The organism is Methylomicrobium lacus LW14 (assembly GCF_000527095.1).
GTDB classification, from domain to species: domain Bacteria; phylum Pseudomonadota; class Gammaproteobacteria; order Methylococcales; family Methylomonadaceae; genus Methylomicrobium; species Methylomicrobium lacus.
This window is the reverse complement of record NZ_AZUN01000001.1, coordinates 4,325,955-4,350,584: the sequence shown is the minus strand read 5'-3', so window position 1 is coordinate 4,350,584 and position 24,630 is coordinate 4,325,955. Positions and strand designations below refer to the sequence as shown.

Annotated in this window: 25 protein-coding genes and 4 tRNA genes; 17 read left to right on the top strand and 12 right to left on the bottom strand. The window is 55.7% G+C overall.

What is annotated here, in order from left to right; genetic code table 11:
* Positions 1-178: 178 nt before the first annotated feature.
* Complete coding sequence (locus METLA_RS0120225; RefSeq protein WP_024300295.1) at positions 179-1,873, bottom strand: ABC transporter ATP-binding protein/permease; 1,695 nt, start codon at positions 1,871-1,873, stop codon at positions 179-181.
* A gap of 225 nt (positions 1,874-2,098) precedes the next feature.
* Here METLA_RS0120225 and METLA_RS0120220 point away from each other — a divergent pair, with 225 nt between their 5' ends.
* Positions 2,099-2,389, top strand: a complete 291-nt coding sequence (locus METLA_RS0120220) for a hypothetical protein (protein WP_024300294.1) — start codon at positions 2,099-2,101, stop codon at positions 2,387-2,389.
* Between the two features lie 133 nt (positions 2,390-2,522).
* Here METLA_RS0120220 and METLA_RS0120215 read toward each other — a convergent pair whose 3' ends face one another.
* The gene (locus tag METLA_RS0120215; RefSeq protein WP_024300293.1) at positions 2,523-3,344 is read right to left on the bottom strand and encodes a deoxynucleotide monophosphate kinase family protein; all 822 of its coding nucleotides are present in this window, start codon (positions 3,342-3,344) and stop codon (positions 2,523-2,525) included.
* Between the two features lie 133 nt (positions 3,345-3,477).
* On the opposite strand from METLA_RS0120215, the gene METLA_RS0120210 reads away from it, so the two are divergent.
* From METLA_RS0120210 to METLA_RS0120185, 6 genes are all read left to right on the top strand, one after another.
* Positions 3,478-4,455: a DNA polymerase III subunit delta' gene (locus tag METLA_RS0120210; protein WP_024300292.1), complete on the top strand. Its 978-nt coding sequence runs from the start codon at positions 3,478-3,480 to the stop codon at positions 4,453-4,455.
* A gap of 5 nt (positions 4,456-4,460) precedes the next feature.
* Positions 4,461-4,808 (top strand): PilZ domain-containing protein, encoded by a 348-nt coding sequence (locus tag METLA_RS0120205; protein ID WP_024300291.1) that lies wholly within the window; start codon positions 4,461-4,463, stop codon positions 4,806-4,808.
* A gap of 170 nt (positions 4,809-4,978) precedes the next feature.
* Positions 4,979-5,761, top strand: a complete 783-nt coding sequence (locus METLA_RS0120200) for a TatD family hydrolase (protein WP_024300290.1) — start codon at positions 4,979-4,981, stop codon at positions 5,759-5,761.
* Positions 5,762-5,850: 89 nt separating this feature from the next.
* Positions 5,851-6,867 (top strand): beta-N-acetylhexosaminidase, encoded by a 1,017-nt coding sequence (gene nagZ / locus METLA_RS0120195; protein WP_024300289.1) that lies wholly within the window; start codon positions 5,851-5,853, stop codon positions 6,865-6,867.
* The gene (locus METLA_RS0120190; RefSeq protein ID WP_024300288.1) at positions 6,861-7,409 is read left to right on the top strand and encodes a hypoxanthine-guanine phosphoribosyltransferase; all 549 of its coding nucleotides are present in this window, start codon (positions 6,861-6,863) and stop codon (positions 7,407-7,409) included. Before nagZ ends, METLA_RS0120190 begins: the two co-directional genes overlap by 7 nt.
* The gene (locus METLA_RS0120185) at positions 7,406-8,143 is read left to right on the top strand and encodes an S-methyl-5'-thioinosine phosphorylase (protein ID WP_024300287.1); all 738 of its coding nucleotides are present in this window, start codon (positions 7,406-7,408) and stop codon (positions 8,141-8,143) included. The genes METLA_RS0120190 and METLA_RS0120185 overlap by 4 nt, the downstream gene beginning before the upstream one ends.
* Positions 8,144-8,187: 44 nt before the next feature.
* On the opposite strand, the gene METLA_RS0120180 is transcribed toward METLA_RS0120185, so the two are convergent.
* Together METLA_RS0120180 and METLA_RS0120175 are read right to left on the bottom strand one after the other, a co-directional pair.
* Entirely contained in the window at positions 8,188-9,012 is an 825-nt protein-coding gene (locus METLA_RS0120180; RefSeq protein ID WP_024300286.1) for an MOSC domain-containing protein, read from the bottom strand.
* 22 nt (positions 9,013-9,034) lie between these two features.
* On the bottom strand, positions 9,035-9,436 hold the full coding sequence (locus METLA_RS0120175; RefSeq protein ID WP_024300285.1) for a PilZ domain-containing protein: 402 nt from the start codon (positions 9,434-9,436) through the stop codon (positions 9,035-9,037).
* Between the two features lie 410 nt (positions 9,437-9,846).
* Here METLA_RS0120175 and METLA_RS0120170 point away from each other — a divergent pair, with 410 nt between their 5' ends.
* The 10 genes from METLA_RS0120170 to METLA_RS0120125 all read left to right on the top strand — a co-directional run bounded on the left by METLA_RS0120170 (position 9,847) and on the right by METLA_RS0120125 (position 16,504).
* Complete coding sequence (locus METLA_RS0120170; RefSeq protein ID WP_024300284.1) at positions 9,847-11,046, top strand: ABC transporter substrate-binding protein; 1,200 nt, start codon at positions 9,847-9,849, stop codon at positions 11,044-11,046.
* Positions 11,043-12,011, top strand: a complete 969-nt coding sequence (locus METLA_RS0120165) for a PQQ-dependent catabolism-associated beta-propeller protein (protein WP_029646862.1) — start codon at positions 11,043-11,045, stop codon at positions 12,009-12,011. Before METLA_RS0120170 ends, METLA_RS0120165 begins: the two co-directional genes overlap by 4 nt.
* Positions 12,008-12,742 carry an ABC transporter ATP-binding protein gene (locus METLA_RS0120160; RefSeq protein WP_024300282.1) on the top strand — a complete coding sequence of 245 codons (735 nt, stop codon included), beginning with the start codon at positions 12,008-12,010 and terminating at the stop codon, positions 12,740-12,742. Before METLA_RS0120165 ends, METLA_RS0120160 begins: the two co-directional genes overlap by 4 nt.
* A 6-nt stretch (positions 12,743-12,748) precedes the next feature.
* Positions 12,749-13,552, top strand: a complete 804-nt coding sequence (locus tag METLA_RS0120155; RefSeq protein WP_024300281.1) for an ABC transporter permease — start codon at positions 12,749-12,751, stop codon at positions 13,550-13,552.
* A gap of 93 nt (positions 13,553-13,645) precedes the next feature.
* Positions 13,646-15,223 (top strand): hypothetical protein, encoded by a 1,578-nt coding sequence (locus tag METLA_RS0120150; protein ID WP_024300280.1) that lies wholly within the window; start codon positions 13,646-13,648, stop codon positions 15,221-15,223.
* 264 nt (positions 15,224-15,487) lie between these two features.
* The gene (locus METLA_RS0120145; protein WP_024300279.1) at positions 15,488-15,970 is read left to right on the top strand and encodes a hypothetical protein; all 483 of its coding nucleotides are present in this window, start codon (positions 15,488-15,490) and stop codon (positions 15,968-15,970) included.
* A 73-nt stretch (positions 15,971-16,043) separates the two neighbouring features.
* Positions 16,044-16,118: transfer RNA gene (locus METLA_RS0120140), tRNA-Gly, on the top strand.
* A gap of 53 nt (positions 16,119-16,171) precedes the next feature.
* A tRNA-Cys gene (locus METLA_RS0120135) sits at positions 16,172-16,245 on the top strand.
* Between the two features lie 8 nt (positions 16,246-16,253).
* Positions 16,254-16,328 (top strand) — tRNA-Gly (locus tag METLA_RS0120130).
* 101 nt (positions 16,329-16,429) lie between these two features.
* Positions 16,430-16,504: transfer RNA gene (locus METLA_RS0120125), tRNA-Gly, on the top strand.
* A 99-nt stretch (positions 16,505-16,603) separates the two neighbouring features.
* Here the strand turns inward: METLA_RS0120125 and METLA_RS0120120 are convergent.
* The 8 genes from METLA_RS0120120 to METLA_RS0120085 all read right to left on the bottom strand — a co-directional run bounded on the left by METLA_RS0120120 (position 16,604) and on the right by METLA_RS0120085 (position 24,515).
* Positions 16,604-17,170, bottom strand: coding sequence for a YceI family protein (locus METLA_RS0120120; protein WP_024300278.1), 567 nt, complete (start codon positions 17,168-17,170; stop codon positions 16,604-16,606).
* Between the two features lie 363 nt (positions 17,171-17,533).
* A complete protein-coding gene (locus METLA_RS0120115) occupies positions 17,534-18,088 on the bottom strand; it encodes an ABC-type transport auxiliary lipoprotein family protein (protein ID WP_024300277.1) in 555 nt (184 codons plus the stop codon).
* Positions 18,085-18,999 carry an MlaD family protein gene (locus METLA_RS0120110; RefSeq protein ID WP_024300276.1) on the bottom strand — a complete coding sequence of 305 codons (915 nt, stop codon included), beginning with the start codon at positions 18,997-18,999 and terminating at the stop codon, positions 18,085-18,087. The genes METLA_RS0120115 and METLA_RS0120110 overlap by 4 nt, the downstream gene beginning before the upstream one ends.
* Entirely contained in the window at positions 18,986-19,759 is a 774-nt protein-coding gene (locus tag METLA_RS0120105; protein ID WP_024300275.1) for an ABC transporter ATP-binding protein, read from the bottom strand. Before METLA_RS0120105 ends, METLA_RS0120110 begins: the two co-directional genes overlap by 14 nt.
* Entirely contained in the window at positions 19,756-20,889 is a 1,134-nt protein-coding gene (locus tag METLA_RS0120100; protein WP_024300274.1) for an MlaE family ABC transporter permease, read from the bottom strand. Before METLA_RS0120100 ends, METLA_RS0120105 begins: the two co-directional genes overlap by 4 nt.
* Before the next feature lie 85 nt (positions 20,890-20,974).
* Complete coding sequence (soxB, locus tag METLA_RS0120095) at positions 20,975-22,630, bottom strand: thiosulfohydrolase SoxB (protein WP_024300273.1); 1,656 nt, start codon at positions 22,628-22,630, stop codon at positions 20,975-20,977.
* A gap of 47 nt (positions 22,631-22,677) precedes the next feature.
* Positions 22,678-23,463, bottom strand: a complete 786-nt coding sequence (locus tag METLA_RS0120090) for a TMEM165/GDT1 family protein (RefSeq protein ID WP_024300272.1) — start codon at positions 23,461-23,463, stop codon at positions 22,678-22,680.
* A gap of 95 nt (positions 23,464-23,558) precedes the next feature.
* Positions 23,559-24,515, bottom strand: a complete 957-nt coding sequence (locus METLA_RS0120085) for a ZIP family metal transporter (protein WP_024300271.1) — start codon at positions 24,513-24,515, stop codon at positions 23,559-23,561.
* Positions 24,516-24,630 lie beyond the last annotated feature (115 nt).

Sequence of the window (24,630 nt, the reverse complement as noted above, 5' to 3'; positions counted from 1 at the left end):
AACATTATGTTGTTAACTTATAAAAAAGTAGCAGATAAATGATTTGACGAAAAGAAGTTTGCTTGACAGGTAGCTGAGTCAGCTTACTAACTTAAACCTGCCAATCATAACCGAAGTTTTCGATTAATTGAATGTCGCAAAATGGCCGGCTTGAGCCGATCAAAATTATCTGCGCTTTCTAAAGCTTGAGTTTCCGTTGGTGAAAAGCCTGCGCAGCCGGCTGATGCGTAATCGTCAAAATGCCTGCATGAGGTAATTCGTGGGCCAATAATTTGAGCATTTTCGCCTCGTCATCGGGCGGCAGTGAGTCGAGAGCTTCCTGCACGAAAATCCATTGCGGCCGATGCAATAACGCGCGCACCAAGCCTAAACACTGCTGCTGTTCATTTGACAGCACATCTTCCCAGGCATCGACTCGGTTCAGTTGATGGATAAGGGCTTTTTGGCCGACTTGCTCAAGCTTTTTTTCTACCTCGGCCAGGTCAAACGCCGCCTTGGTTTTGGGGTAGCAAATGGCTTCAAATAACGACTTTGCAGGCAGGTAGGGCTTGGGCGGCATAAAGAATGTCGATTGGCCCGCCGGAACTTCAATTTGGCCGGATCCCCAGGGCCATAAACCGGCAATCGCCTTAAACAGCTTGGCTCCATTGTTGGCTTGATCGGCAATCAGCACATGCTCGCCCGCTTTGATTTCATGATTGACAACGATGGAAAGTTTTTCGCCTTCCTGGCCTTCCAGCCTGATGTTTTTGAACTTTAGCGCCGAAACATTGGCCTCATTGACATGGATTTGCTGTGAATTCAGATCGGAAATGTCACGTTCCAGATGATCAAGTGCATTCATGAGCCCTAAAACCCGCTCGACCGATGTTCGCCATTTGGCGATTTGGGCCATGTTGTCGACCGGCCAGGACAAAGCGGAAACCATATGCTGAAAGGCCTGGACGGATTGAATCAACATCCCCAATGAAATGGCGCCGGCGATATAACGAGGCGATGCGACTAAAATCGGCAAAGCCATAGAGGCGACCGAGTAGCCGGAAGTAAATATCTGAATCCTAATCCAAGCTGTCGTTTGTTCGGCATAGGACGCGATAATCGCTTGAAACGAATCGAGTAGCCGCTCTTGTTCGTTGATCTCGCCGCGAATCAGTGCGATAGCTTGAGAATGATTCTGGATATCGATCAGGTCGTGCCGAAAATTAGCCTCTTGGGTTTGTCTTGTATGCGTGGCCGATGTCATCGGTTTACCCATCCACCAGCCAAAAATCGAAGCGCAGATTGAGTAGCTGATCGAAATCCAGACCAAGTATCCCATCACCGGAATCGAAACGCTGCCGAACTCAAATACCACTCTTCCGGAGATGCCCCAAAGAATAGGGGTAAAGCTCGCCAACATCAGTAAACAGTAAAACAATGAATGACTTAGCGCTATAGCGTCTTCGGTCGCAATACGAATGTCTTCGGCGATGCGGCCGTCCGGATTGTCATGGTCATTTTGGGATAAAAAGGTAATCTGATAATGGCGGCCTTGTTCAATCCATTTGGCAATGACTTTTTCGGTTAGCCATGTCCGCCAACCAATCAATAAGCGCCGTTTGACGATTAAATGGACTGTAGCGATAGTGATGCCGCCAATGAAAATCAGCATCAATACGACGGCCTGGTTTTTTACGCCAGCCATTGATCGCTGCTCAATGGCATCAAAAAGATCTGCATTCCATTGGGTAATATAGACTGCCAGTTCAATTTGCATCACCGTCAGACCAATCAGCAAGACAGTCTCTACCCCTATGATTAAGCGGTTTTTGGAACGCCAAAAAGGGCCCGCCAACCTCATAAACTTAATAAAAAAATTTTCTTTATGATGCATCAATGATTACCTCCCGAGACGTAACAGTTTAAAGATTGCCCTAAAGAGTTTTTTCATCTGATATTTACGAACAAATTCATAAAGATTGCATTAAGCTTACGCTATTCATCAATTGATTTGTGGGAGAATCGGCATAAATTATCGGAGATCTCGGTAGCAGTACGACTATATTTTATGGATCATTTATGGTAAAAATGACCAGTACGCTTACAGGAGGAGGCAACCATGACTAGACATCTATTATTTGGACTGATCAAATTTTTAATGGTGTCTGCGCCCTTTTTATCCATGGTGATGATGATCCTCGCCTTATGGGGGGTCGTAGGAAAGACAATCTATCCCGATCTTGATGCCGCAAAGAAAGGCATCGCGTTTGGCACCCAAGAAGCTAAAAATTACCTGGTCAACGAGACGAAAAAGAGTGAGCAATGTCCCGAGGAATTAAAGAGCCCGGACATTGGGCCGGAAAAAGAAAACCCGATGCCTAATAAAATAGACTGGGAGCATATTGTTTAAACCTTTGAGACATTGAGTCGACCCTGAAAGAGAGTCACTAGACGGATTGGGGTCGACTTTTTCCTATCAATGCCAGATCCAATTGAGGCTGACTTTTTGAAGCCGCCGGATCGAAAACCCAGAGCTTTACAGTTTACTCGTTGGTTAAGGCATCATCGTAGCAGTGGTTTCGCCACTCCTTTTCCACCGCGATGGCGAGTTGCTCAAGCGTGCCATTGTTGTAAATCACCACGTCTTTTTCCCCGATTGCGATGCCCAACTCGGATGCATGCGCATTGACTTTTTGCGCGTCATTTCGAACGATGTGCCAGAGGGTTCCGTTATGGCGGCGCAGGAAATCGGCCTCATTCTCGAAGCGTATATCCTTGATGATGATCACCTCGCTTGCCTCCAAAAAAGGTACGCCCCTGGTCGGCTCGGCTATCGGGCGTTGTGCTCTACGTGCAAAATAATCCGGGAAATCCGTCAGGGCCAAGGCTTCGATCAAATCAAACATTTGCCGGGGCGACAAGTTCCAGAACGGGTCCATCGTATCGGCAGCATCGCTATCCCAGGTTTGCCGGCAAGACAGGTCGAAGAAGGCTTGCGCGGCCAGCTTGAACGGCGCCTTGGCGTCTTGCAACGACGGCGTCATTAAACCTTTGTCTTGGCTAACAGGCGAGTGAATCGCACGCTCTGCCCGCATCAACCAATGCTCCGGATTGTGCGCGCGCATCCAGTCCGTACCCACATGCTGAAAGAATTCACGCGGTGAACGCCCCCATAAGGGAATCCTGTTTTCCTTGATGCTGTCGTTCCAGGTTTCTGCGTCAGTCAAGCCGAAGAGCGCCTGACAGCCGATCTTGAGCGGGTCTGCAAGCGCATAGGCGGCGACCTTGCGATGCCGGAGCAACATCGACGCCACGGTATCCTTTCCCGACCTGGCCGGCGCCGCAATGCCGATAATTTTTCTCAACACATCCTCCAATGAAACCATCAAACCGCTTGACAGTTTATGTTACAAAAAACGACTATAAGGGCACTATGTTAACGTCAAAGAAAAACAGAAAACAAGCCGCCTTCGCCGACTCGCCTTCGGCCTTGCAGCGATGAAACCGTTACTGCCCTGGCAGCAAGCCCAATGGCGCCAGCTTTGCGGCTATATCCGCCAACAGCGCATCCCGCAGGCGCTGCTGATCACCGGCAACAAAGGCCTCGGCAAGCGCGAACTGGCCGAACGCTTCGCCGCCGCCCTACTCTGCCAGGCGCCGAATGCCGACGGCGAAGCCTGCGGCCAGTGCCACGGCTGCAAGCTGTTTGCGGCCGGCAACCACCCGGACCTGTTCACGGTCGCCCCGGACGAACCCGGCAAAGCGATCGGCATCAACCGGATTCGCGAACTGATCGTCGATACGCAGCTCAAACCGCAATACGACGCCTATCGCGTCGTGATCATCGACCCGGCCGATCAATTGAACCGGCCGGCCGCGAATGCATTTTTGAAATGCCTCGAAGAGCCGACCGAACGCACTGTGATCCTGTTGATCAGCGCAAAACCCGCCAAATTGCCTATCACGATCGCCAGCCGCTGCCAGCGCCTGGCCGTCACGCCGCCCGACCGCGCAACCCTCGTGGCCTGGCTGAAGGCGCAGGCGATCGCCGATGCGGAAGCCTTGGCGACGCTGGCCCAAAATGCGCCGTTCGCCGCCCTGCACTATGCGAAGGAACACGCCTTGACCACCCGAAGCGACTGCTTCAAGGCCTGGCTCGACATCGCCAAACACCGCGCAAGCCCCATCGCGGTGGCGGAAGACTGGCAGAAACTGCCGCTCCCCTCGCTGCTCGCCTGGCTGACCTCCTGGCTGATCGACCTGATCAAATGCAAATTTCGCCCGGACGGCAATCTGTTGCAGGATTCCTCTCTCCGCGCTCCCTTGCAAGAACTGTCCGGCCGGCTAAACTTGAGAGACCTTTATCAGTTGTACGATTTATTGTTGGCTGCGCGCGAACGGCTCGATAGCCAAATCAATAAACAGATGATGTTGGAAGAAATTTTAATTCACTGGTCTGAACTCAACCGGAGCTAATCATCATGTCGGACTCCACTCCACGGCAAGGCATTCTGTCATTATCGATCAAGGAAAAAAGCGCGCTGTACATGGCTTATATGCCCTTCGTGACCAACGGCGGCCTGTTCATCCCGACCACGAGGCCTTACGAAATGGGACAGGAAGTGTTTATTTTGCTGAGCCTGATGGAAGAAACCGAACGGCTGCCGATCGCCGGCAAGATCATATGGAAAAACCCGCCCGGCGGCGTTTACCGCGCCTCGGGCATCGGCGTGCAATTCAGCGATCAGGACGGCGGCCAGGCGCGGAATAAGATCGAAACCTATCTGGCCGGCGCGCTCGAATCGGACAAACCGACGCACACGATGTAAGACACGCAAACCAACTTTTACACACGGCGCGCGCCCAATCGCGTAAAATATCATCCGATACCGGCAGCATTTGCCGGTATTTTGTAGACCGGGAGCCATGCCGCGACGGCCCTCCCCGTTTCCGAACCTCTGCGCTTTTTCTTTCCCGCTAGATATTTACCCCAAGCCCCATGCTTATCGACTCGCATTGCCATCTCGACCGCATCGACCTCGGCCCTTACCAAAACGATTTTTCCTGCTTTCTGAAAGATGCGGAAAACCATCGCATCGAGCATATGCTCTGCATCTCGATCGACATGGATGCGTATCCTGCGATGCTCGATCTGGTCAAGGACCACCCGCAGCTCTCGGCCACAGTCGGCGTGCATCCGAATGCGCATGACGGCTTCGAGCCTACGCTGGAGCAGTTGCTCGAACTGGGCAGTCATCCGAAGGTGATCGGCATCGGCGAAACCGGGCTGGATAATTTCCGCAGCAGCGGCGATCTTACCAGGCAGCACGACCGTTTTAGGACCCATATCCGCGCCGCGAAAGCCTTGAACAAGCCGCTGATCGTCCATACCCGCGAAGCGCGCGAGGACACGCTGCGCATCCTGCGGGAAGAAGGCGCCGAAACCTGCGGCGGCATCATTCATTGTTTCACCGAAAACTGGGAATTCGCCGAGCAAGCGCTCGACCTGAACTTTTATATCTCGTTCTCCGGCATCGTGACTTTCAACAGCGCGCAGGACATCAAGGAAGTCGCGAAAAAAGTGCCCGCCGACCGCTTCCTGATCGAAACCGACTCGCCCTACCTGGCGCCGGTGCCGTTCCGCGGCAAGCCGAATTACCCGACCTATGTGCGGTATGTCGCCGAGCAGATCGCCGAATTGCGCAACACCTCGTTTGAAGAGATTGCCCAAATCTCGACGCGGAATTTTTATACGCTGTTCAAGATGAATCAAGTCATATAAGCTTCATTTATCTTTTGAAGCCCAACTCATCGGAACGTTTAATTCAGGTGCGCAATGCGCACCCTACGACTATATAATCAATCCAGACCATGACGACGACCCCATCCCTCGGCCCGGTCATGCTCGATGTCGAGGGGCTTACCCTGGCCGCGCATGAAATCGACAAGATCCGCCACCCGAATACCGGCGCGGTGATCCTGTTCGCGCGCAATTACGCCAGCCCCGAACAGGTCGAGGCCTTGGTCGCCGCCATTCGGAAGGCGCGCGGCGGCGACATCCTGATCGCGGTCGACCAGGAAGGCGGCCGCGTGCAGCGCTTTCAAACCGGCTTCACGCGCCTGCCGCCGGCTGCGCGTTATGCGGAAAGACCGGAACTGGCCGAAGCCGCCGGCTGGCTGATGGCGAGCGAACTGCTCGCGGTCGGCGTCGATTTCAGCTTCGCGCCGGTCCTCGACGTCGATTGCGGCATCAGCCAGGTGATCGGCAACCGCTCGTTTTCGACCGATCCCGGCCTCGCCGCGGCACTGGCCTCGGCCTTCCAAAAAGGCATGCACGCGGCCGGCATGGCCGCGACCGGCAAACATTTTCCGGGGCACGGCGCGGTCGCGCCCGACTCGCATCTGGCCTTGCCGGTCGACGATCGCGATCTTGACAGCATCAAAGCCAGGGATTTGCTGCCTTTCAAACGGCTGATCGCCGAAGGGCTCGAAGGCGTGATGCCGGCGCACGTGATTTTTTCCGCCGCCGACGACAAGCCGGCCGGCTTTTCGCCGTTCTGGATTCGAGAGATTTTGCGCAGAGAATTGCAGTTCAACGGCGCGGTGTTCAGCGACGATTTGAGCATGGCCGGCGCTTCCTGGGCCGGCGATTACCCCGAGCGCGCCAAGATGGCACTCGCCGCCGGCTGCGACATGGTGCTGGTCTGCAATAATCCGGAAGCCGCCGAACAGGCGCTGGAAGCGCTGCCGATCAAACCCGACCCGAAGCGCCAAAGCCGCCTCGCCGCGATGCGCGGCAAACCGCAATTTAACCGCGAACAGCTGCTGAATTCGGTACAATGGCGGCAAATTTCCGATCAGATCAACCACACTTTTCATTCATGTTAAACGAAATCCAACAGGTACAAGAAACGGCCGATTTATTATTCGGCGAACAGGAAGTCGAAGCGGCGCTCGACCAAATGGCCGAGCAAATCAACCAGAAACTGGCCGGCACCAATCCGGTGTTTCTTTGCGTGTTGAACGGCGGCATCGTCGCGGCCGGGCGTCTTTTGACCCGGCTGACCATGCCGCTGACGATCGACGCGGTCAACGCCAGCCGCTATCAGAACAAGATCATGGGCAGCACGCTCGAATGGACCTTGAAACCCGCAACACCGCTGCACGGCAGAACCGTGCTGGTCGTCGACGATATTCTCGATGAAGGCATCACCTTGAAAGCGATCGTCGATCATTGCCTCGAACAAGGCGCGGAGGCGGTCTATAGCGCGGTGCTGGTCGATAAAAGGCTCGACCGGGCGAAGCCGATCCGGGCCGATTTCGTCGGCGTCGAGACCGAAAACCGCTATCTGTTCGGCTACGGCATGGACTACAAGGGCTATTTGCGCAACGCGGCCGGCATCTATGCCTGCAAGGAAGGCGACGCATGAGCAGACTCGCGATCATCGGCGGCACGGGCCTGACGCAGCTTGCAGGTCTTACCATCGTCAAGCGCGACACCGTGGCCACGCCTTACGGCCGGCCCTCGGCCGAATTCCTGACCGGCGACCTCTACGGCCGCGAAGTGATCTTTCTGGCCCGGCACGGCAACCCGCATTCGATCCCGCCGCATAAAATCAATTACCGCGCGAACCTCTACGGACTCCAACAGCTCGGCGTCGAACAGATCATCGCGGTCGCGGCGGTCGGCGGCATTACCTCCGAGATGGGGCCGGCGCATATCGCAATTCCGGATCAGATCATCGATTACACCTACGACCGCAAGCATACCTTTTTCGAGGATCAGGACGATCCGGTCACCCATATCGATTTCACTTACCCGTACAGCCAAGCTCTGCGCACCGGACTGATCAAGGCGGCCGCGAAGGCGAATATCCAGGTTTCGCCCCTGGGCACCTACGGCTGCACCCAAGGCCCGCGTCTCGAATCGACCGCCGAAATCCGCCGCATGGAGCGGGACGGCTGCGACCTGGTCGGCATGACCGGCATGCCGGAAGCGGCGCTGGCCCGGGAACTCGGCATCGACTATGCCGCGCTGGCGGTGGTCGCGAACTGGGCGGCCGGCAAGACCGAAGGCGAGATCACGATGGCGGAGATCGAGCAGCATCTGCATAAGGGCATGGCCGATGCGGGGGAGATTTTGAAACAGTTTATTGCGGCGTAAAAATGGTTCGGGTTCCCACGCGGCGCGCTGGAACCCGATAAACTTCACAATGGCGGCTGGTTCGGCCCGGTCGTTTTGATCTGCACCTTATCGCCGATCGCCAATTCGCCGCAGTTATCGTGCAGCGCATTCTGACCGAAATACACCTTGTTCTGCCATTTGCGGGTCCGGTTCAGCGTGATCAAGGGCTCCTTGCCGGTTTCCGCGGTTGCAGGGTCTATCGTCGGTACCGCGCAGCGCGAACAGGGCTTCGGCAGGCGGAAATCGATCGCGCCGATCCGTATTTCGCGCCAGCTATCTTCCTCGTAGCCTGCGCAACCTGAGATCACCAGATTCGGCCGAAAGCGTTCCATCGCCAGGTTCAAGCCCATTTCCTGATTTAAAACAGCCAACGAATTTTCCGAAACGAGCAAAAACGGAAAGCCATCCGAAAAAGCGGTATGATCCGTACTTGATCCATAATTCGGATCGACCGGCCGAATCGATTGATCCGGCAGATAGACCAGCCGGCAATTTTGTCCTAAAAACCGGCTAAACCAAAGGTCGGCCGCGTTGGAAACGGCGCGTGCCCGGCATAGGTCGTGCCAGACGGTCACATCCATCCATTCGCCCTCGGCAGGCAGCAACGACAAACCCAGAGGCTCCATGCCCGGCGCGGACAGCAGCAGTTCACTCCCGGTCAAAGCGGTTTTGATCAGCGCCATGCGCGGCAGTTTGCGCTGACTCAGAAACAGGCCGTCGGCATCGACGAGCATCCATTGCCTGTCATACCGCAAGCCGGTCGGCGCCACCTGCCAGCGGTCGACCCGTATGCCGGCCAGAGACTTGACCGGGTAAATATAAATACCGCTTAATTGAAAATCAGACATTCGGCGTCAAACCCTGTTCGCTTTATTTAATCAGTAACTCGCGTTGCGTCTGCAACATGCAGTCGCCGAGTTCGTCATTGTATTCGACAAATTTTATGCCGTATTCCCGGTCTTCCGTTTTCCTGATGACGCTCCCTTTGATTTCGAAGCCTTTACCGGTGTCGAATCTCAACCGCACGAACACTGTTGCCCCGACAGCCAATTTTTCGGCGCTGACGATCAAACAACCCCGGCTGCTGATGTCCATCAACTCGACCGGAATCTCCCTCCCAAACCAGGCCAGACCGATCCTCGCGAATCCATGCACCCTGCGCACCGAGGCCGCGATGTCCTTGCGAATATAACGCACGGTCCGGCGCTGATTGACTATTAGGTCTTCTTCGATTAGAGCGGCAAAATCCTCATTATCAGCATATTGGGACATAACAGAACTCGACCAGGAGAATGATTTGGAACCCTAAGTATCGAACTTTTTCAAGCAAATATCAAATTCGGCATTCGGCCATGCGCTTAATGAGGTTACGCACGATTATTCTCCACGAAAGATCCGAAAGGCACGAAAAAATGGAGGGGAAAATTGGGCGCAAAACAGCGGGTTATAAAATATAAGGTGATGTTTTTGAGATGTACCGGGAAATAGGTTGCGGTTTTATCGAGTCGGTTTATCAAGAATCCATGACAAGGAATTATCAACCGAAAGCAACGGTTGAACCGGATTGTGCGATGAAATTTTTCGTGTCTTTCGTGTATTTCGTGGACAATGCATAACATCCGCTAAATAAAATTCGCCAAATCCGTTAAAATTGAATCCCACGCCATTTTCATCGCTAGGACATGACAGGATTTTTCAAGCTCCCACTCAGGAAAACGCTCCATCTCCTATGGCTCGCGCCATTGACCCTGACCGGGCCGGCATTCGCCAAAGCCAAGCCGACTCCGGTGCCGATCGCCTATCTGACGCAGGAACAAGAGGCTCCGCCGCCGCTGTCGAATCTGGACCCTTTCATCAAGGACAAGGGACTGCCCGGCGCCGAGCTCGCAATCGAGGACAACAATACGACCGGACAGTTTACCGGCCAGCAATTCGCCTTGAAGGCCTTTACCGCGCCCCTGCAAGGCGATCCACTCGCGACGTTCAAGCAAAACATCGGCGGCAAATACCACTTCGTCATAGTGAATCTGCCGTCTGCCCAGTTGAATAAACTGGCCGACCTGCCGGAAGCGAAAGACACCTTATTGCTGGACATCGCCACGCAGGACGACACCCTCCGCAACCCCGATTGCCGCGCGAACGTGCTGCATCTGTTGCCGAACCGGGCGATGCGCGCCGATGCGCTGGCGCAGTACCTGCTCAAAAAACGCTGGACCAAACTATTCCTGCTGCAAGGCAATCATGACGAAGACCGGCTGTATGGCGATGCGGTCAAGCGCGCGGCCAAGCGCTTCGGGCTCGAAATCGTCAGCGAAAAAGCCTGGGAGCACTCGTCCGATGCGCGCCGCACCGCGCAAGCCGATGTGCCGGTCATGACGCAGGCGGACGAATACGATGTGCTGGTCGTGGCGGACGAACGCGGCGAATTCGGCGAATACCTGGACTACCGCACCTGGCTGCCCCGCCCGGTTGCCGGCACCCAGGGCTTGACCGCGACGTCCTGGCACCGGACGCACGAGCAATGGGGTGCGGTGCAATTGCAGAACCGTTTCCAGGAAAAATACGGCCGCTGGATGGAAGAGATCGACTACGGCGGCTATTTGGCGGCCAGAGCGGTCGGCGAGGCGGCGACGCGCGCGCAATCGGGCGAATTGAAGCCGGTCAGGGACTACATGCTGAGCCCGGCCTTCGCGCTGCAAGGCTACAAAGGCACGCCGCTGTCGTTCCGCCCCTGGGACGGCCAATTGCGGCAGCCGGTATTGCTGGCTGCGCCGCGCTCCTTGGTCGCCGTCGCACCGATCGAAGGCTTCCTGCACCCGAAAACCGAACTCGACACCCTCGGCTACGATCAACCCGAAACCACCTGCCCCTTGCACAAATGATCAATAAATCGCTGCTTTCCGCCTTCATCGCGGTGTCCGCCGCCGCGCTCGACGCCAGCGCCGAAACGCTGTACGTGACGCTCGAAAAAGACAATGCACTGGCCATCGTCGATCCTATCGCAGGCAAACTGGTCAAGACCGTGCCGGTCGGCCAGCGCCCGCGCGGCATCGCGCTGAGCCCTGATTTCAAGTCGATCTATGTCGCGACCAGCGACGACGACACGATCAAGATTCTCGACGCGGAAACGCTGAAGGTGACCGGCAAACTGCCATCCGGCGAAGACCCCGAGACCTTCGCGCTGAATCCGGACGGCACGATGCTCTATGTCTCGAATGAGGACGACAGCATGGTCACCGTGATCGACCTTGCGAAACAGAAAGCGGTCAAACAAATCAAGGTCGGCGTCGAACCGGAAGGCATCACGACCAGCCCGGACAAAAAGTGGGTGATCAGCGCCTCCGAAACGACCAACATGGTGCACTGGATCGATGCGAAGACGAATGCAGCGGTCAACCATACCTTGGTCGACCCGCGCCCGCGCGCGGTCGCCTTCACGGCCGACAGCCAGCAGTTGTGGGTCACCTCCGAAATGGCCGGCACCTTGACCATCATCGATGCGAAAACGCAGCAGATCGTCAAGAACATCAAGCTTGAAGTCCAGGGCGTGACCGCCGACAAGATCCAGCCGGTGGGCGTCGTGATCGACAAGGACAGAAAACGCGGCTATGTCGCCCTGGGCCCCGCGAACCGGGTCGCGGTGATCGACGCGCAAAAACTGACCGTCGAAAATACGCTGCTGGTCGGCTCGCGCGTCTGGAATCTGGCCTTCTCGCCCAATCAACAGCGGCTTTATACGACCAACGGCGTCAGCAACGACATTTCGATCATCGATCTCTCAAGCCAGACCGTGACCCAATCGGTCGGCGTCGGCACCTATCCCTGGGGCATCGCGGTCAAGCCATGAACACGAGCCCCGCTTTATCCATCACCGATGTAAATTTTTCCTACGGCGCGAAAAAAGCACTCGATGGTGTCAGCTTCGAGATCAATCCGGGCCATTGCACGATGCTGCTCGGCCCGAACGGCGCCGGCAAAAGCACGCTGTTTTCGCTGATGACCCGCCTGTATGACACGCCGAGCGGCCGCATCGAACTGGGCGGCCATGACATCAAGCAAGAGACCTGCAAGGCGCTCGCCACCCTCGGCATCGTCTTTCAACAGACGACGCTGGATCTGGACCTGACTGTGCAGCAAAACCTCCGCTACCATGCTGCGCTGCACGGCATCAGCGGCAAGGTCGCCGATGCACGCATCCTGGAAGAACTCGAACGCCTCGGCATGGTCGAGCGCCGCTTCGAAAAAGTCCGCCAGCTGAACGGCGGCCACCGCCGCCGCGTCGAAATCGCCAGGGCCTTGCTGCACAAACCGTCGCTGCTGCTGCTCGACGAGCCGACCGTCGGCCTCGACGTACCGAGCCGCACCTCGATCGTCGATTATGTGCACCGCCTCGCGAATACCGGCAACATCGCGGTGCTCTGGGCCAGCCACCTGATCGACGAAATTTATCCTGACGACCGCCTGATCGTGTTGCACAAGGGCAAAATCAGGGCCACCGGCAGCGTCGATGCCGTGCTGCAAACGACCGGCGCGCCGCAGATCAAGGACGCTTTTTTCAAACTGACTCAGGGAGATTGAACCCCGATGAACATTCTGCATTTCTGGCGCGCGATGTGGGGCATCACCGGCCGCGAACTCCGGCGCTTCGTGACCCAGCGCGAGCGATTCATCTCCGCGCTGGTCAGGCCGTTGATCTGGCTGTTCGTCTTTGCCGCAGGCTTTAGGGCCGCCTTAGGACTCGCGATCAACCCGCCCTACCAGACCTACATTCTTTACGAAGTCTACATTACCCCAGGGCTGATCGGCATGATCCAGCTGTTCAACGGCATGCAGAGCTCGCTGTCGATGGTTTATGACCGCGAAATGGGCAGCATGCGCAGTCTGCTGGTTAGCCCCTTGCCGCGCTGGTTTTTGCTGTTATCGAAACTGTTGGCCGGCACCTTCGTGTCGATCCTGCAGGTCTATGTATTTCTCGCGATCGCTTGGGCTTATAAGATTCACGCGCCCTGGCAGGGTTATCTTTATATCATCCCGGCACTGATCCTGTCCGGCCTGATGCTCGGCGCCTTGGGACTCTTGTTATCCTCGTTCATCAAGCAGCTCGAAAACTTTGCCGGCGTGATGAATTTTGTGATCTTCCCGATGTTTTTCCTCTCGACCGCGCTCTATCCTTTATGGAAGCTGAAAGAATCAAGCCTGCTGCTGTACAATCTGGCAAAATACAATCCTTTTTCGCAAGCCGTCGAATTGACCCGCTTTGCTCTCTACGGCCAATATAACCAGGAAGCGCTGCTTTTTACGCTGGCCGCCTTCATTGTTTTCATTAGCGCCGCAATTATTGGCTATAATCCATCCAAAGGAATGATGACCAAAAAAGGCGGAGGTTAATCATTTCCCGAGTGGTGTTTTGCGTCTGAACGCTTGCCAAACCCCTCATTCGATCAGCAACTTCTAACGAGACCTCATCCCTTCGGTGACTACGTGAAAAACTCTTTTTACCTTGTTATTCCCAAACAGGAAGACAATCCGCAGCGCATTAAAGAGTTCGAAACCAAGCCCCTGCAACAGTGGATCGACGAGATACCGGCCGCGAATCCGGGTCTGGCGACGCGACTGCTGCACGATTTGATTATAGAGTTCAATACTTTAGCGGTTGCGGCCGAACTCCGCATGACGGCTCTCGAGCAATTGCGCCCCAGCCTACTCGCGATCGAAGAAAATCTGCGCAGCCGGCTGACCAAAACCGGCTTCCCGAAAGAAGAAAACGAGCAAAAAATCTTCAATGTGCTCGTCTCTATCGAAAAGGAATTGACGCTAAGCTATTGGATCGTGCTGAAAGAGCTGTCGCAAAAGAATTTCGGCTGGTTTCAGGGCAAACAACTGCCTTTGGCCCTGCATCGCTGTATAGACGGGCTCAGCAGCATCGTGATAAGCCATTACCTGATGCGCATGCCGATCCCGGACTGGATCTGGATCGATCTGCATTCGCTCTATAAACTCGGCGTCTCGCTCAAAAAAGACACGGCCAAGCTGGTCGTCGACCCGTCCAATCCCTCGGAAAAAAACAGCCCCGAAGACTGTTACAAGCAAATCCTGCTGCTCAGCCTGGCGGCCCCGAGCGGCCTGATGCAAAAAGAAGTTTTGCTGATTCACCAATTCATCAAAACGATCTGCGATTCGATCCAGATCAAAAACACCCCGGTATCAGGACAAGCGGTGCAATGCGTGATTCTGACCGACGAAGACCGTGCACCCTATTTTTTGAAAGAAGACGCAGGCCGGCCGGATTCGGCCGCGTTGTATCTGGATTTGACCAAAATCTTCAAACTGCTCGAACACAAGGCAAGACTCGCCAATACCGGCGAAGGCCGCTTCAGCTCGGTACTGATCGCCTATAACGAGCGCACGCCGACATTCGATCTGCTGGAGTACCTTTTCCACCGCTGGTCCGGCTTTGAACTGGAAAGCACCGTATTATTCGGCGATCGTCTGGACCGCCATATGACCCTGGGACTGATCCCGACTTACGAACTGCTGAACGATCAGATCCCCCTTGCCGAGAGCAATGCGGAACTCTTGGCCCACACCGCTTCCGAAAGCCTGTTGACCGGCCGCTTCGAACAGAGCGGCCTATTAACCATCGGCCGCCTGGTCAGCCTCAGAAAAGCAGATAACCCGGATAACACCCGCACGCTCGGCATCGTCAATCAGCTTCTGATCGAAAAACAGACCAACAACCTCGTCTTCGGCGTTGAATCTTTGACTTCGCAATGCTACCCGGTCACCTACAACCTGCTAGACGCATCCAAGAAGGAAGAACCGCTCAAAGCGCTGCTTTACGCCTCCGCGGAAACAGACGGCGATAAAAGCTATCTGATCACCGACAACTTCATGCTGAAAAACGGCGATGTGGCCCGCATCCTGTGGAAGAACGAAGATTACCCCGTTAGCTTGCACAACCGCAAAAATATCGGCCTGGGCTACTGGCAATTTCAATGTGTCAAAATTATGGAAAGCACCAAACTCTCAAGCGCAAAAAAAGGCTATGACTTCATCTAGCCTGCTTGTAAAATCCGGCAGTCAAACACAAATCACTTGAAAAGTTTTTTCATCGTGGTAACTTGTGCGGTCGAGTGAGCAATAGAAAAAAAAGTAGGAAACAAGGTTGCGGCAGAATCAACCAAGCCCGCTACACTCCGCGTGCAGTGAATTTTGACTCAGGCACAAACCTGACCCGCCCGAAGTGAACGGGCGGCCGAGGAGAGAGTGGTCAGAATTCCAATGCAACTACAATAATAAATATCAACATCGTGAGGATGAGAAATGAGTAACGAAGATAACGCAAACAAATCGGTAGAGTCCGCAAAAAACCTGATTGGCAATCTGACCTCAGCCGCGTTGAACTTAAAAGAAACCAAACCCAAAGTCTTTTACGGCGCTGTCGGCGGCGTTGCCCTGCTGATTCTGATTGCGATGTTCAGCGGCGGGGAAAATCGTCCGGCCGTTCAACAATATGCCAAGAAAGCTCTCGTAGCCGGTCAAACCTATGCCTTAAAATCACCGAACAGCTACGATCCTGCCTCCACGATCCGCCTCGTTCCGGCTCCCGGCGCCCTGGCCGCTTACGATGACACCGAAGAAGCGGATCGTACCGGCACCTGCCAACACTTCCCACAAGGCACCTCCGTCAAAGTCTTGCGCTTACAGGACGCTTTCGAGACAGCCAATAGCTTCGCCGAAGTTTCGGTCGAAGGCGGCGAGTGCAACGGCAAGACCGGCTGGGTCTTGGCGATCGACCTCCAATAAAAATATAACGCTGTCGCGAAAAATTGTTTGACACAATCGATAAATCCTATATAATGTGCAAATAATTTCTAGCGCGGGAATAGCTCAGTGGTAGAGCACAACCTTGCCAAGGTTGGGGTCGCGAGTTCGAATCTCGTTTCCCGCTCCAAATAATACAAAAAAAGCCGCGAAACTCGCGGCTTTTTTATTTAAGTTGATCAAGGCTGCGTAGCAAAATGGTTATGCAGCGGCCTGCAAAGCCGTATATACCGGTTCGATTCCGGTCGCAGCCTCCACTCTCGTTGCGGGAATAGCTCAGTGGTAGAGCACAACCTTGCCAAGGTTGGGGTCGCGAGTTCGAATCTCGTTTCCCGCTCCAAACAATACGAAAAGCCGCGGAACTCGCGGGTTTTTAGTGCATAGCAAGATCGTTATGCCGCGATACCGGCTCGGTTCCGGTCGCAACCGCCCTCTCTCGTTGCGGGAATAGCTCAGTGGTAGAGCACAACCTTGCCAAGGTTGGGGTCGCGAGTTCGAATCTCGTTTCCCGCTCCAAATAAAAGTACAAAACCCGCTAGGCCGCAAGGCCTAGCGGGTTTTTTATTGCCCAGCGGCCTCCCCCTCAACGCCTGGCCTGACACAGACCCGGAATTCTCAATCCTTGATCGCCTCGATTTGAATGCTTACCTTCACCTCATCGGCCAGCGCCGGCGCATATTTATCGACGCCGAAGTCGGAGCGCTTGATCGTTGTGGTCGCATTCGCGCCGCAAACATTTTTCATCGAAATCAGATTGACACCGCAGTGAAAGCGGTCGACGGTCAAATGCACCGGTTGAGTCACCCCGTGCAGCGTCAGATCGCCATCCGCGCCGACCAGTTTCTCCTTGTCGAAAGTCAGCTGTTTAGATTTGAAGAGGATTTTCGGGAAGCGAGCGACATCGAGAAAATCCTCACCGCGCAGATGTTTTTCCAGATCGGCGAGCCCGGTGCTGATCGAGGCCGCATCGATCGCGATGTCGATCGAGCCGGATGCCGATGCGGGCGCAAGCGTGATCTTGCCTTCGGTCTGGTTAAAGCGGCCGCGCTGGATCGAAAAGCCGAGATGATCGATTTCAAAGCTCGGAAAAGTATGGCGTGGATCGACGGTATAGTTATCGGCGGCCGTTGCAGAAAAACTCAAGGCGCCGGCAAAAATCGAGGCGAGCAATTTAGGGTGCATCAGAGATCCTTATCGATTAAAAGATTTGTAAATAACGGATAGCACGAAACGTACAGATTTTATTTATTATCAATAAATAGGAAACAATTAATTAACTTTTCCCCGCCTTGTTAATTTATAAAAAACTAATATACTAAGACCATAGTTTTTAGCAAACTTTATGCCAAGTTTGCCGATAAGTCTCTCTAAAAAGAGCGGCCGCTTCAACCGCTGATGGCTTCAGCACGGCATATCCTCTAAGCCCTTTTTCATACACCTCCTCGAAGTGTGAAAATTCGGAATACCCCCTATTCCGGAACGTTTATCTCCCAGCGCCATTAGGCGCTGGGAGTATTTTTTTCTCCCTTTTCCTTGTTTAGCATATCACGGTTTCGCCAGACTTCGGAGCCAAGCCTGAACCTGTTGACTCGCCTGCCCCGCCGATTCCGCAAAGCCTCTGACCGCGCCTTGCGCATCGGGACCGACTTTTCCGCTGCGTATAACAAATTCCTGAGCGCCCAGCTTGTCTTTACCGCCGACCGCAAACGCATCCGCCGAAAAACGCAGCAGCACCGAGGCGCTGCCGGGGGTTTCGAATTGCTGTTCGAAATTCAGCAACTGGATCACCAGGGAATAATTCGGATCAAGGCGTCCTGCCGCGAAATGCAGCTTAAGCAGTTCCGGCGGCGGCGCAATCCACTGATCGAGGTTGTAAAAACGCACGCGGGTCGGCTGGTCGTAAAGCAGGCGGTAACGGATACGGTTATCGCTCAGCCATCTCGGTGCGCTAACCTTGATTTCGGCCGAAGCCGATTGTTGCAGACCACTGGCCGGCAACGCGTTGCCGACGCCAAAATCGTGCAGCGCCGGCGCCTGCACCGCTTCGGTACAGCCGAGAATCGACACGCTTACAGCGCAAATTATCCAGAGCTTTGTCATGGGTGTTCCTTATAGCCGGGTTCGCCGGGAGCAGGCGCCTGCCGCGCGGGACCGAAGATCAGCGACTGCGGATTGCTTTCGAGCAGGTTCGCGATCTTATTCACTTCCTGCGTGGTCGCTTGCAGCTCGCTCAACAGCTCGTTGACTTTCGGCAAGGTGGTTTGCATGACCTGGTCGCTCGCCTCCTGGCCGGTTTTGGCCAGTTTTTCGGCTTTTTGGCCCAGTGTCTTGACATCCCTGCTCAGCGCCTGTAAATCTTTGGTCAACACATCGATGTTGTCGAGCGTTTTTTCGGCCCGGTTGCCGAGCCTCGGCACCTCGGACAGCGCCTTGTCGAGGCTAAGTTGCAACTGATTCAGTTTATCCGACAGGCTTTTCAGGTTGCTCAGGATGTCGCCGACGTTTTTTTGATTTTCATCACTCAAAAACTCGCTCAGACGCGCCATGATATGCTCGGCTTTATTCATGATATCCTCGCCGGTATGCATCAGTTTATCGGCCATGGACGGCATCAGCGGTATCCTGTTGGCCGGATCGTCGCCGGGCGGCAGACGCATGCCGGGATGCTCCGGGTCTTCGAGGTTGATTTGGGTCAGGCCGGTGACGCCTTTGAGCTGCAAGTTTGCGTACACGCCCTTGCTCAGCTCGATCTCCTTGTCGACCTCGATCGGCACCAGGATCGTGCCGGAATCGTTCGGATCGAAATGCACGTCGAGCACTTTACCGACCGAGATGCCGCGGTAAAACACGGTCGATTCGGGATTCAGGCCGGTCACCGATTGGCGCGTCGAGACGTAATAAATATCGCGCTCGCGCTCGAAATGGCCGATCCAATAAACCACCGCGCTCGTGGCAGCCGTCAAAGCAATCAAGAAGACGCCGGTGATCAGCGCGTATTTATTTTTGCCCATGCCTCGTCTCGAGATTTTGAAAGACCCGCCGCGCGCGGTTGTTGTGAAAGAAACGCTCGACAAACGGATGCGGACAGTTTAACACCGATTCGAGCGTTCCGTAGGCGACCAACTGATTGTCGGCCAACACCGCGACCTGAGTACAGAGATCGCGCAGGATGTCGAGGTCGTGGGTCACCATCACGGCGGTAAATTGCAGATCGCGATGCAACTCGGATAAAAGACTCACGAAATCCTCGCTCGAAATCGGGTCGAGGCCCGAAGTCGGCTCATCGAGCAGAAGCAGACTCGGTTCGAGGATCAGCGTGCGCGCGAGCGCGACCCGCTTGGTCATGCCGCCCGACAAATCGGCCGGCTTCAACCGGGCGTCCTGCGCCGATAGCCCGACGCGGGACAGCTTCATCAACACCAGACGCTTGATCATGTCTTCGTCGTCGAAGCCGAGCTCACGCAGCGGAAAGGCGATATTTTCGAACACATCGAGCACGCTGAACAGCGCCCCCTTCTGAAACAAGACCCCGCAATTGTTGCGCAGGCGCTGGCCGATTTGATGCAGCGATTCCCCCATTACGAAGATTTCGCCCTCGCTGGGTGTGGTCAGGCCGATGATCTCGCGCAGCAACGTGGTCTTGCCGCAGCCGGAGGCGCCGACCAGGCCGAGAATTTCGCCCTGCGCGAGACTCAGATTGATGTCCGCATGCACGACCTTGTCGCCGAAGCGGGTCCAGACATGCTCAAGCCGGATCGCATCATGCTTCATATCGGCATCCCGACGCCCATGAACATGATCGCGAACACCGCATCGACCATGATCACGATCGTGATCGAGGCCACGACCGAGTTGGTCGTTTCATTGCCAAGGCTTTCGGTATTCGGTTTGATCCTGAAACCGAAATGACAGGCAACCAGCGCGATCAGGAGGCCGAACACCGCGCTTTTCAGCAGGCCGATGAACACATTCAACAGCGGCACCGCGTCCGGCAGTTTCAAAAAGAATTGCATATAACTGATATCGAGCGTGTTTTGTGCCGAAAACATGCCGCCGAGCAGCGCCGCGCTGCTGGTCCAGACGCCAATCAGCGGCATCACGATCGCCAGGGCCACGACTTTCGGCAACACCAGGCGCAATGAATGCGATATACCCATCGCCGAAAGTGCATCGAGTTCCTCGGTGACCCGCATGATGCCGATTTGCGCGGTCATCGCCGAGCCGGAGCGTCCGGCGACCAGGATCGCCGCGAGCAAGGGTCCCAGTTCACGGATCACGCTGAGACCCAAGATATCGATGATGTAGATTTCCGCGCCGAATAGTTTCAATTGCAATGCAGACAGATAGCTCAGCACGATGCCGATCAAAAAACCGACCAAGGCGGTAATGCCGAGCGCGCGGACGCCCGACTCATAGATCGTGATTGAAATTTCGGACCATGGCGCGCTGCCGGGATGGCGCAGCAAATAGCCCGCATCCAGCAGCAACTGGCCCAGCAAGGTGACCAGGTTAGCCGTTTGCCCCAAAAAGTCGATCAGGGCGTGGTAAAGAAACAGCAGAATGACGCCGATATGACGGGGCGGCGGCGCGGTATCGGGAATTTCCTGTTCCTGCCAGCGCTCCAGCATACGCTGGTGTTCGGGGCGTAGCGCCAACCCGGCCGGCAAGGTCTGACCCCAGGCTTCCCAAAGGATCAGCGCGGCCGCGCTGTCGAGCACCTCGATCGCTTCCAGATCCCAGTGCAGCGTGCGGTTCCGCGCATAGTTTCTGAGCTGCCGACGCAATCCCGGCGCGTCGGACAGATTGCGCAAATTCCATTCACCGGATAATTTGACGCCGGACAACCGACCCTGTTGTTCAATCGGTTCCAGCGCGAGAAGGGACTCGGCCCGGTCAGTCATAAAGCATTGCGAAGCGCTTGGTCAAAGGACATGGGATAGGCAGAAAGGAGTACAGGACCATCATACCCGTATCGACCGCAGCGGGCTATCCTGACCGGCGGTTTTTTAGGTGCTCGCTGACGATTTCGAAAATCGGCCTGCCGGATGCGGGAGCGGCGACGGTCGCCCAGCCGGAAACCTTGTATGGCTTTCCGGCTTCGACCGGCTGCCCGTTATGGAGCCGCATCGCGCTGATTCGCCTGCCGAATCCGGCCGAGGGATCGCAGTCGAAACGCATGCCGCCGGTTCTGACCATGTCGCCGCCCTGCCGGTAATACGGGTCCGGGTTAAACAGATTGTCGGCCACGTCTTCCAGCACGCTCTTCACTTGCGCTCCTGTCATCGTGACGGCATAGGTTTCGGGATAAGTGATCGCGGACTGGTTCATCACGTCTTCGACCGTAATCGTCTGGCCCGGCAGCACGACCGTGCCCCAGCGGAAACCGGGCGACAGCGCGATGTCGGCGCCGTATTCGTCGCGCAGCGCCTCCAGAATCAGGCCGTCGAAAGTGCCGTAAAAATTATCCCGGCGGTATAACAGTTCGTTGGCCTCGGCCAGAGGCCGTTGCAAGTCGTTCAGATACGGCGCCCTGAGATTGTCGATCAGACTCTGCATCTCGGGGTCGGGTTCCAAGAGGTCCGCGAAGACCGGCAGCAAGCGGTAGCGCAGGTCTTGCAGCCTGCCCTTCGCGATCTTCAAATCGAACACGCCCAGAAACTTGCCGTGACTGCCGGCGTTCGTGACCCAGGTTCTGCCTTTCGCATTCGCGACCGGAATCGGCTCCGGGATCGCATCATGGGTATGGCCGCCCAAAATCAGATCGATGCCGGTGACTCTGGACGCCAGTTTCAGATCGACATCCATGCCGTTATGCGACAGCAAGATCACGACGTCGGCCTGCTCCATCTTCCGTATCTTATCGACCAGGGCCTGCAAGCGCCGCTCCTCGATGCCGAATTGCCAGCCCTTGACGAAGCGCTGCGGATTCGCGATCGGGGTATAGGGATAGGCCTGGCCGATCACCGCGATGCGGGCTTTACCGGCCTCTTTGATCAGATAAGGCTTGAACAAGGCCGCGTCATCCTTTTCGGCCGCGAAGGCTTCCTCATCGGTCAGCGCGACATTCTGCGCGAGAAAAGCGCCCTTGAAGCGTCTCAGGTTTTCGCTTAGCCTTTCCTTGCCGTAGGTAAATTCCCAATGCCCGGTCATCGCATCGACGCCCAACCGGTTGCAGGCATCGACCATGTCCTGCCCCCGCGTCCATAACGCGGTCGCCGAGCCCTGCCAGCTGTCGCCGCCGTCGAGCAACAGGGTCTTGTCGGGACCGCGCAAATGTCTGATCGTTTTGACCAGCGTCGCCAGCGGTGCAAAGCCGCCCATTTTGCCGTAGCGCAGCGCCGACGAGGTAAAATCCAGATGCGTAAAGGCATAGGCCTCGCGGCTGTTTGGCCGAATGCCGAAACGGCGCAGGAATTGCTCGCCGCTCAGGTGCGGCGGCGCATTTTTACTGTCGCCGACGCCGAGGTTGACCGCAGGCTCCCGGTAATACATCGGCAGCAGCTGCGCATGGCAATCGGTCAGATGCAGGATCGAGATCTCGCCGAATTCAGGCTGACCATAATAATCGCGCGACGCCGCCGAGCAGCCGTAAAGCGCGGCCGGCGACAATGCAAGGTTTTGCAGGAAACGGCGGCGGTTCATTCGGGGTTCAAGCGTGAGACAGGATGAGTGACTTTAAGCGATATCCCTTATTGCAAATAGTGCGGCACCTTCTGCTTTATCATCTCCCAAATGGGTAAGGGCTGTCCTTTTACAACCTCATAAGCGTTATACGCCCGATAGGCCGCGAAGGCCGACAGAATCAAGAAGATCACGCCGCTGATGCGGTGCAATAAGGCCAACGGAAATCTCTGCAGGATCGTGCGTCCGGCCAGTACGCCGATCGCCGAGGTCGTAACCAGCGCGAGGGTCGAACCGATCCAGACCGCCACGGGCATCGACGTGCTGCTTAATGCGACGACCGCGAGTTGGGTCTTATCGCCGAACTCGGCGACCGTAATCAATAAAAAGGTCGTGAAGAAGATGCCGTGCCCGCTTTTTTCCTTGACCTCCTCGTCATCGTCATCGGTCACCCGCAGGGCATGAATGCCGAAAACGCCGAACAACAAGGCGACCGTCGCCGCGACGATGTACTCCGGCAGCCAACTGGCAATCGCGGCGCCGAACACGACCGCGAGCGTATTCAGCAACGCGAACGCGGCGCTGGCGCCGAGCAGCACCGGCAACGGTTTGTGCTTGGAAGCCAGCGCCATGCACACCAACTGGCTTTTGTCGCCGATTTCGGCGGTCACGATCAACGCGAAGCTGGTCGCCGCGGTGGCCGCGATTTCGCGCCAATTGCCGGTTGCCAGCAAAGCCGAGAATTTGTCTAAAAACGCTTGTAACTGTGGTTCTATCGGCAGAGCCTGCATCCAGGCGGCGACGCCGTTTATCCAGGCGATCAGGTTTTGCAGTAATTGTTCGGCTTTGTCCATGCAATGGGTGGGTATAGACGGGGTGATTAGAGTTAGGAAAAGGAAAAGCGTATCAGGCGGCCTAAGCCGCCCGATTCATTAGGCTGCGGCAGGGATCAACCCAGCATATTGTCCAAGATCATCATGATGATGAATCCGAACATCAACGCAAAGGTCGCATAGCGGGAACGGTCGCCGGTGTTGCCATGCGTTTCGGGAATGATTTCCTCGCTGATCACGAACAGCATCGCGCCGGCCGCAAACCCCATCGCGATCGGCAGAATCGGCTGGAATACCGTAACCATCGTGATGCCCAGTAAGCCGCCGACCGGTTCGACCAGGCCGGTGAAGGCCGCAATCCCCACCGCGCGCCATTTGTTGTAACCCAGACCGACCAAGGGCAGCGCCACCGCCAAACCTTCGGGAATATTTTGCAGGGCGATCGCGATCGCCAACACGATGCCGGTTTTCATCTCGCCGGTGCCGAAACTGACGCCGACCGACATGCCTTCCGGAAAATTGTGAATCGTGATCGCGACAATGAACAGCCAGATTTTATTGAACGAGGTTTTGCGCAGATCGGAAACCGCATCAAAATGCACATGCGGCAACTGGCGATCGGCATAGTGCAGAAACAGCGCGCCGAGCAACATACCGAACGAGACCAAATAGATGCCCTTGCCGGCCCAGACCGCATTGCCGAAACCGATGCCCGGCACCAACAGCGAAAACGCAGTCGCGGCCAGCATCACGCCGGCCGCGGCGCCGAGCATGCTGTTGAACAGATTATTCGAAATGTTCCGGAAAAACAACGCCGGCAGCGCGCCAAACCCGGTCGCGAGACCGGCAACAATGCTGGCCAGAAAACCGATCACGACGACTTTGCCGAAGATCAGGTATAAGGCGCCGAAAATGACCACTTGCGACGCCAGAAACAAACCGGCAACCGTGGCCCAGCGCTGCAAGGGCGGCATCGCCAACAGCTTTTGATAATAAGGACTGGCAAGCGCCCTGGCTAACTGGGCCTCCAAATACAACTGCATCTGTTTAAACTTTTGGTTGGATATAGTCATCGCGTCGCCCGCCTCTGCCTGCTAAGTTCATAATGACCGGGATTATAACCAAATCCGCGTAAAACGCGAATTCCGCCCCCTGTGATGCTTGACCATAGTAAAACTTATGCGAATT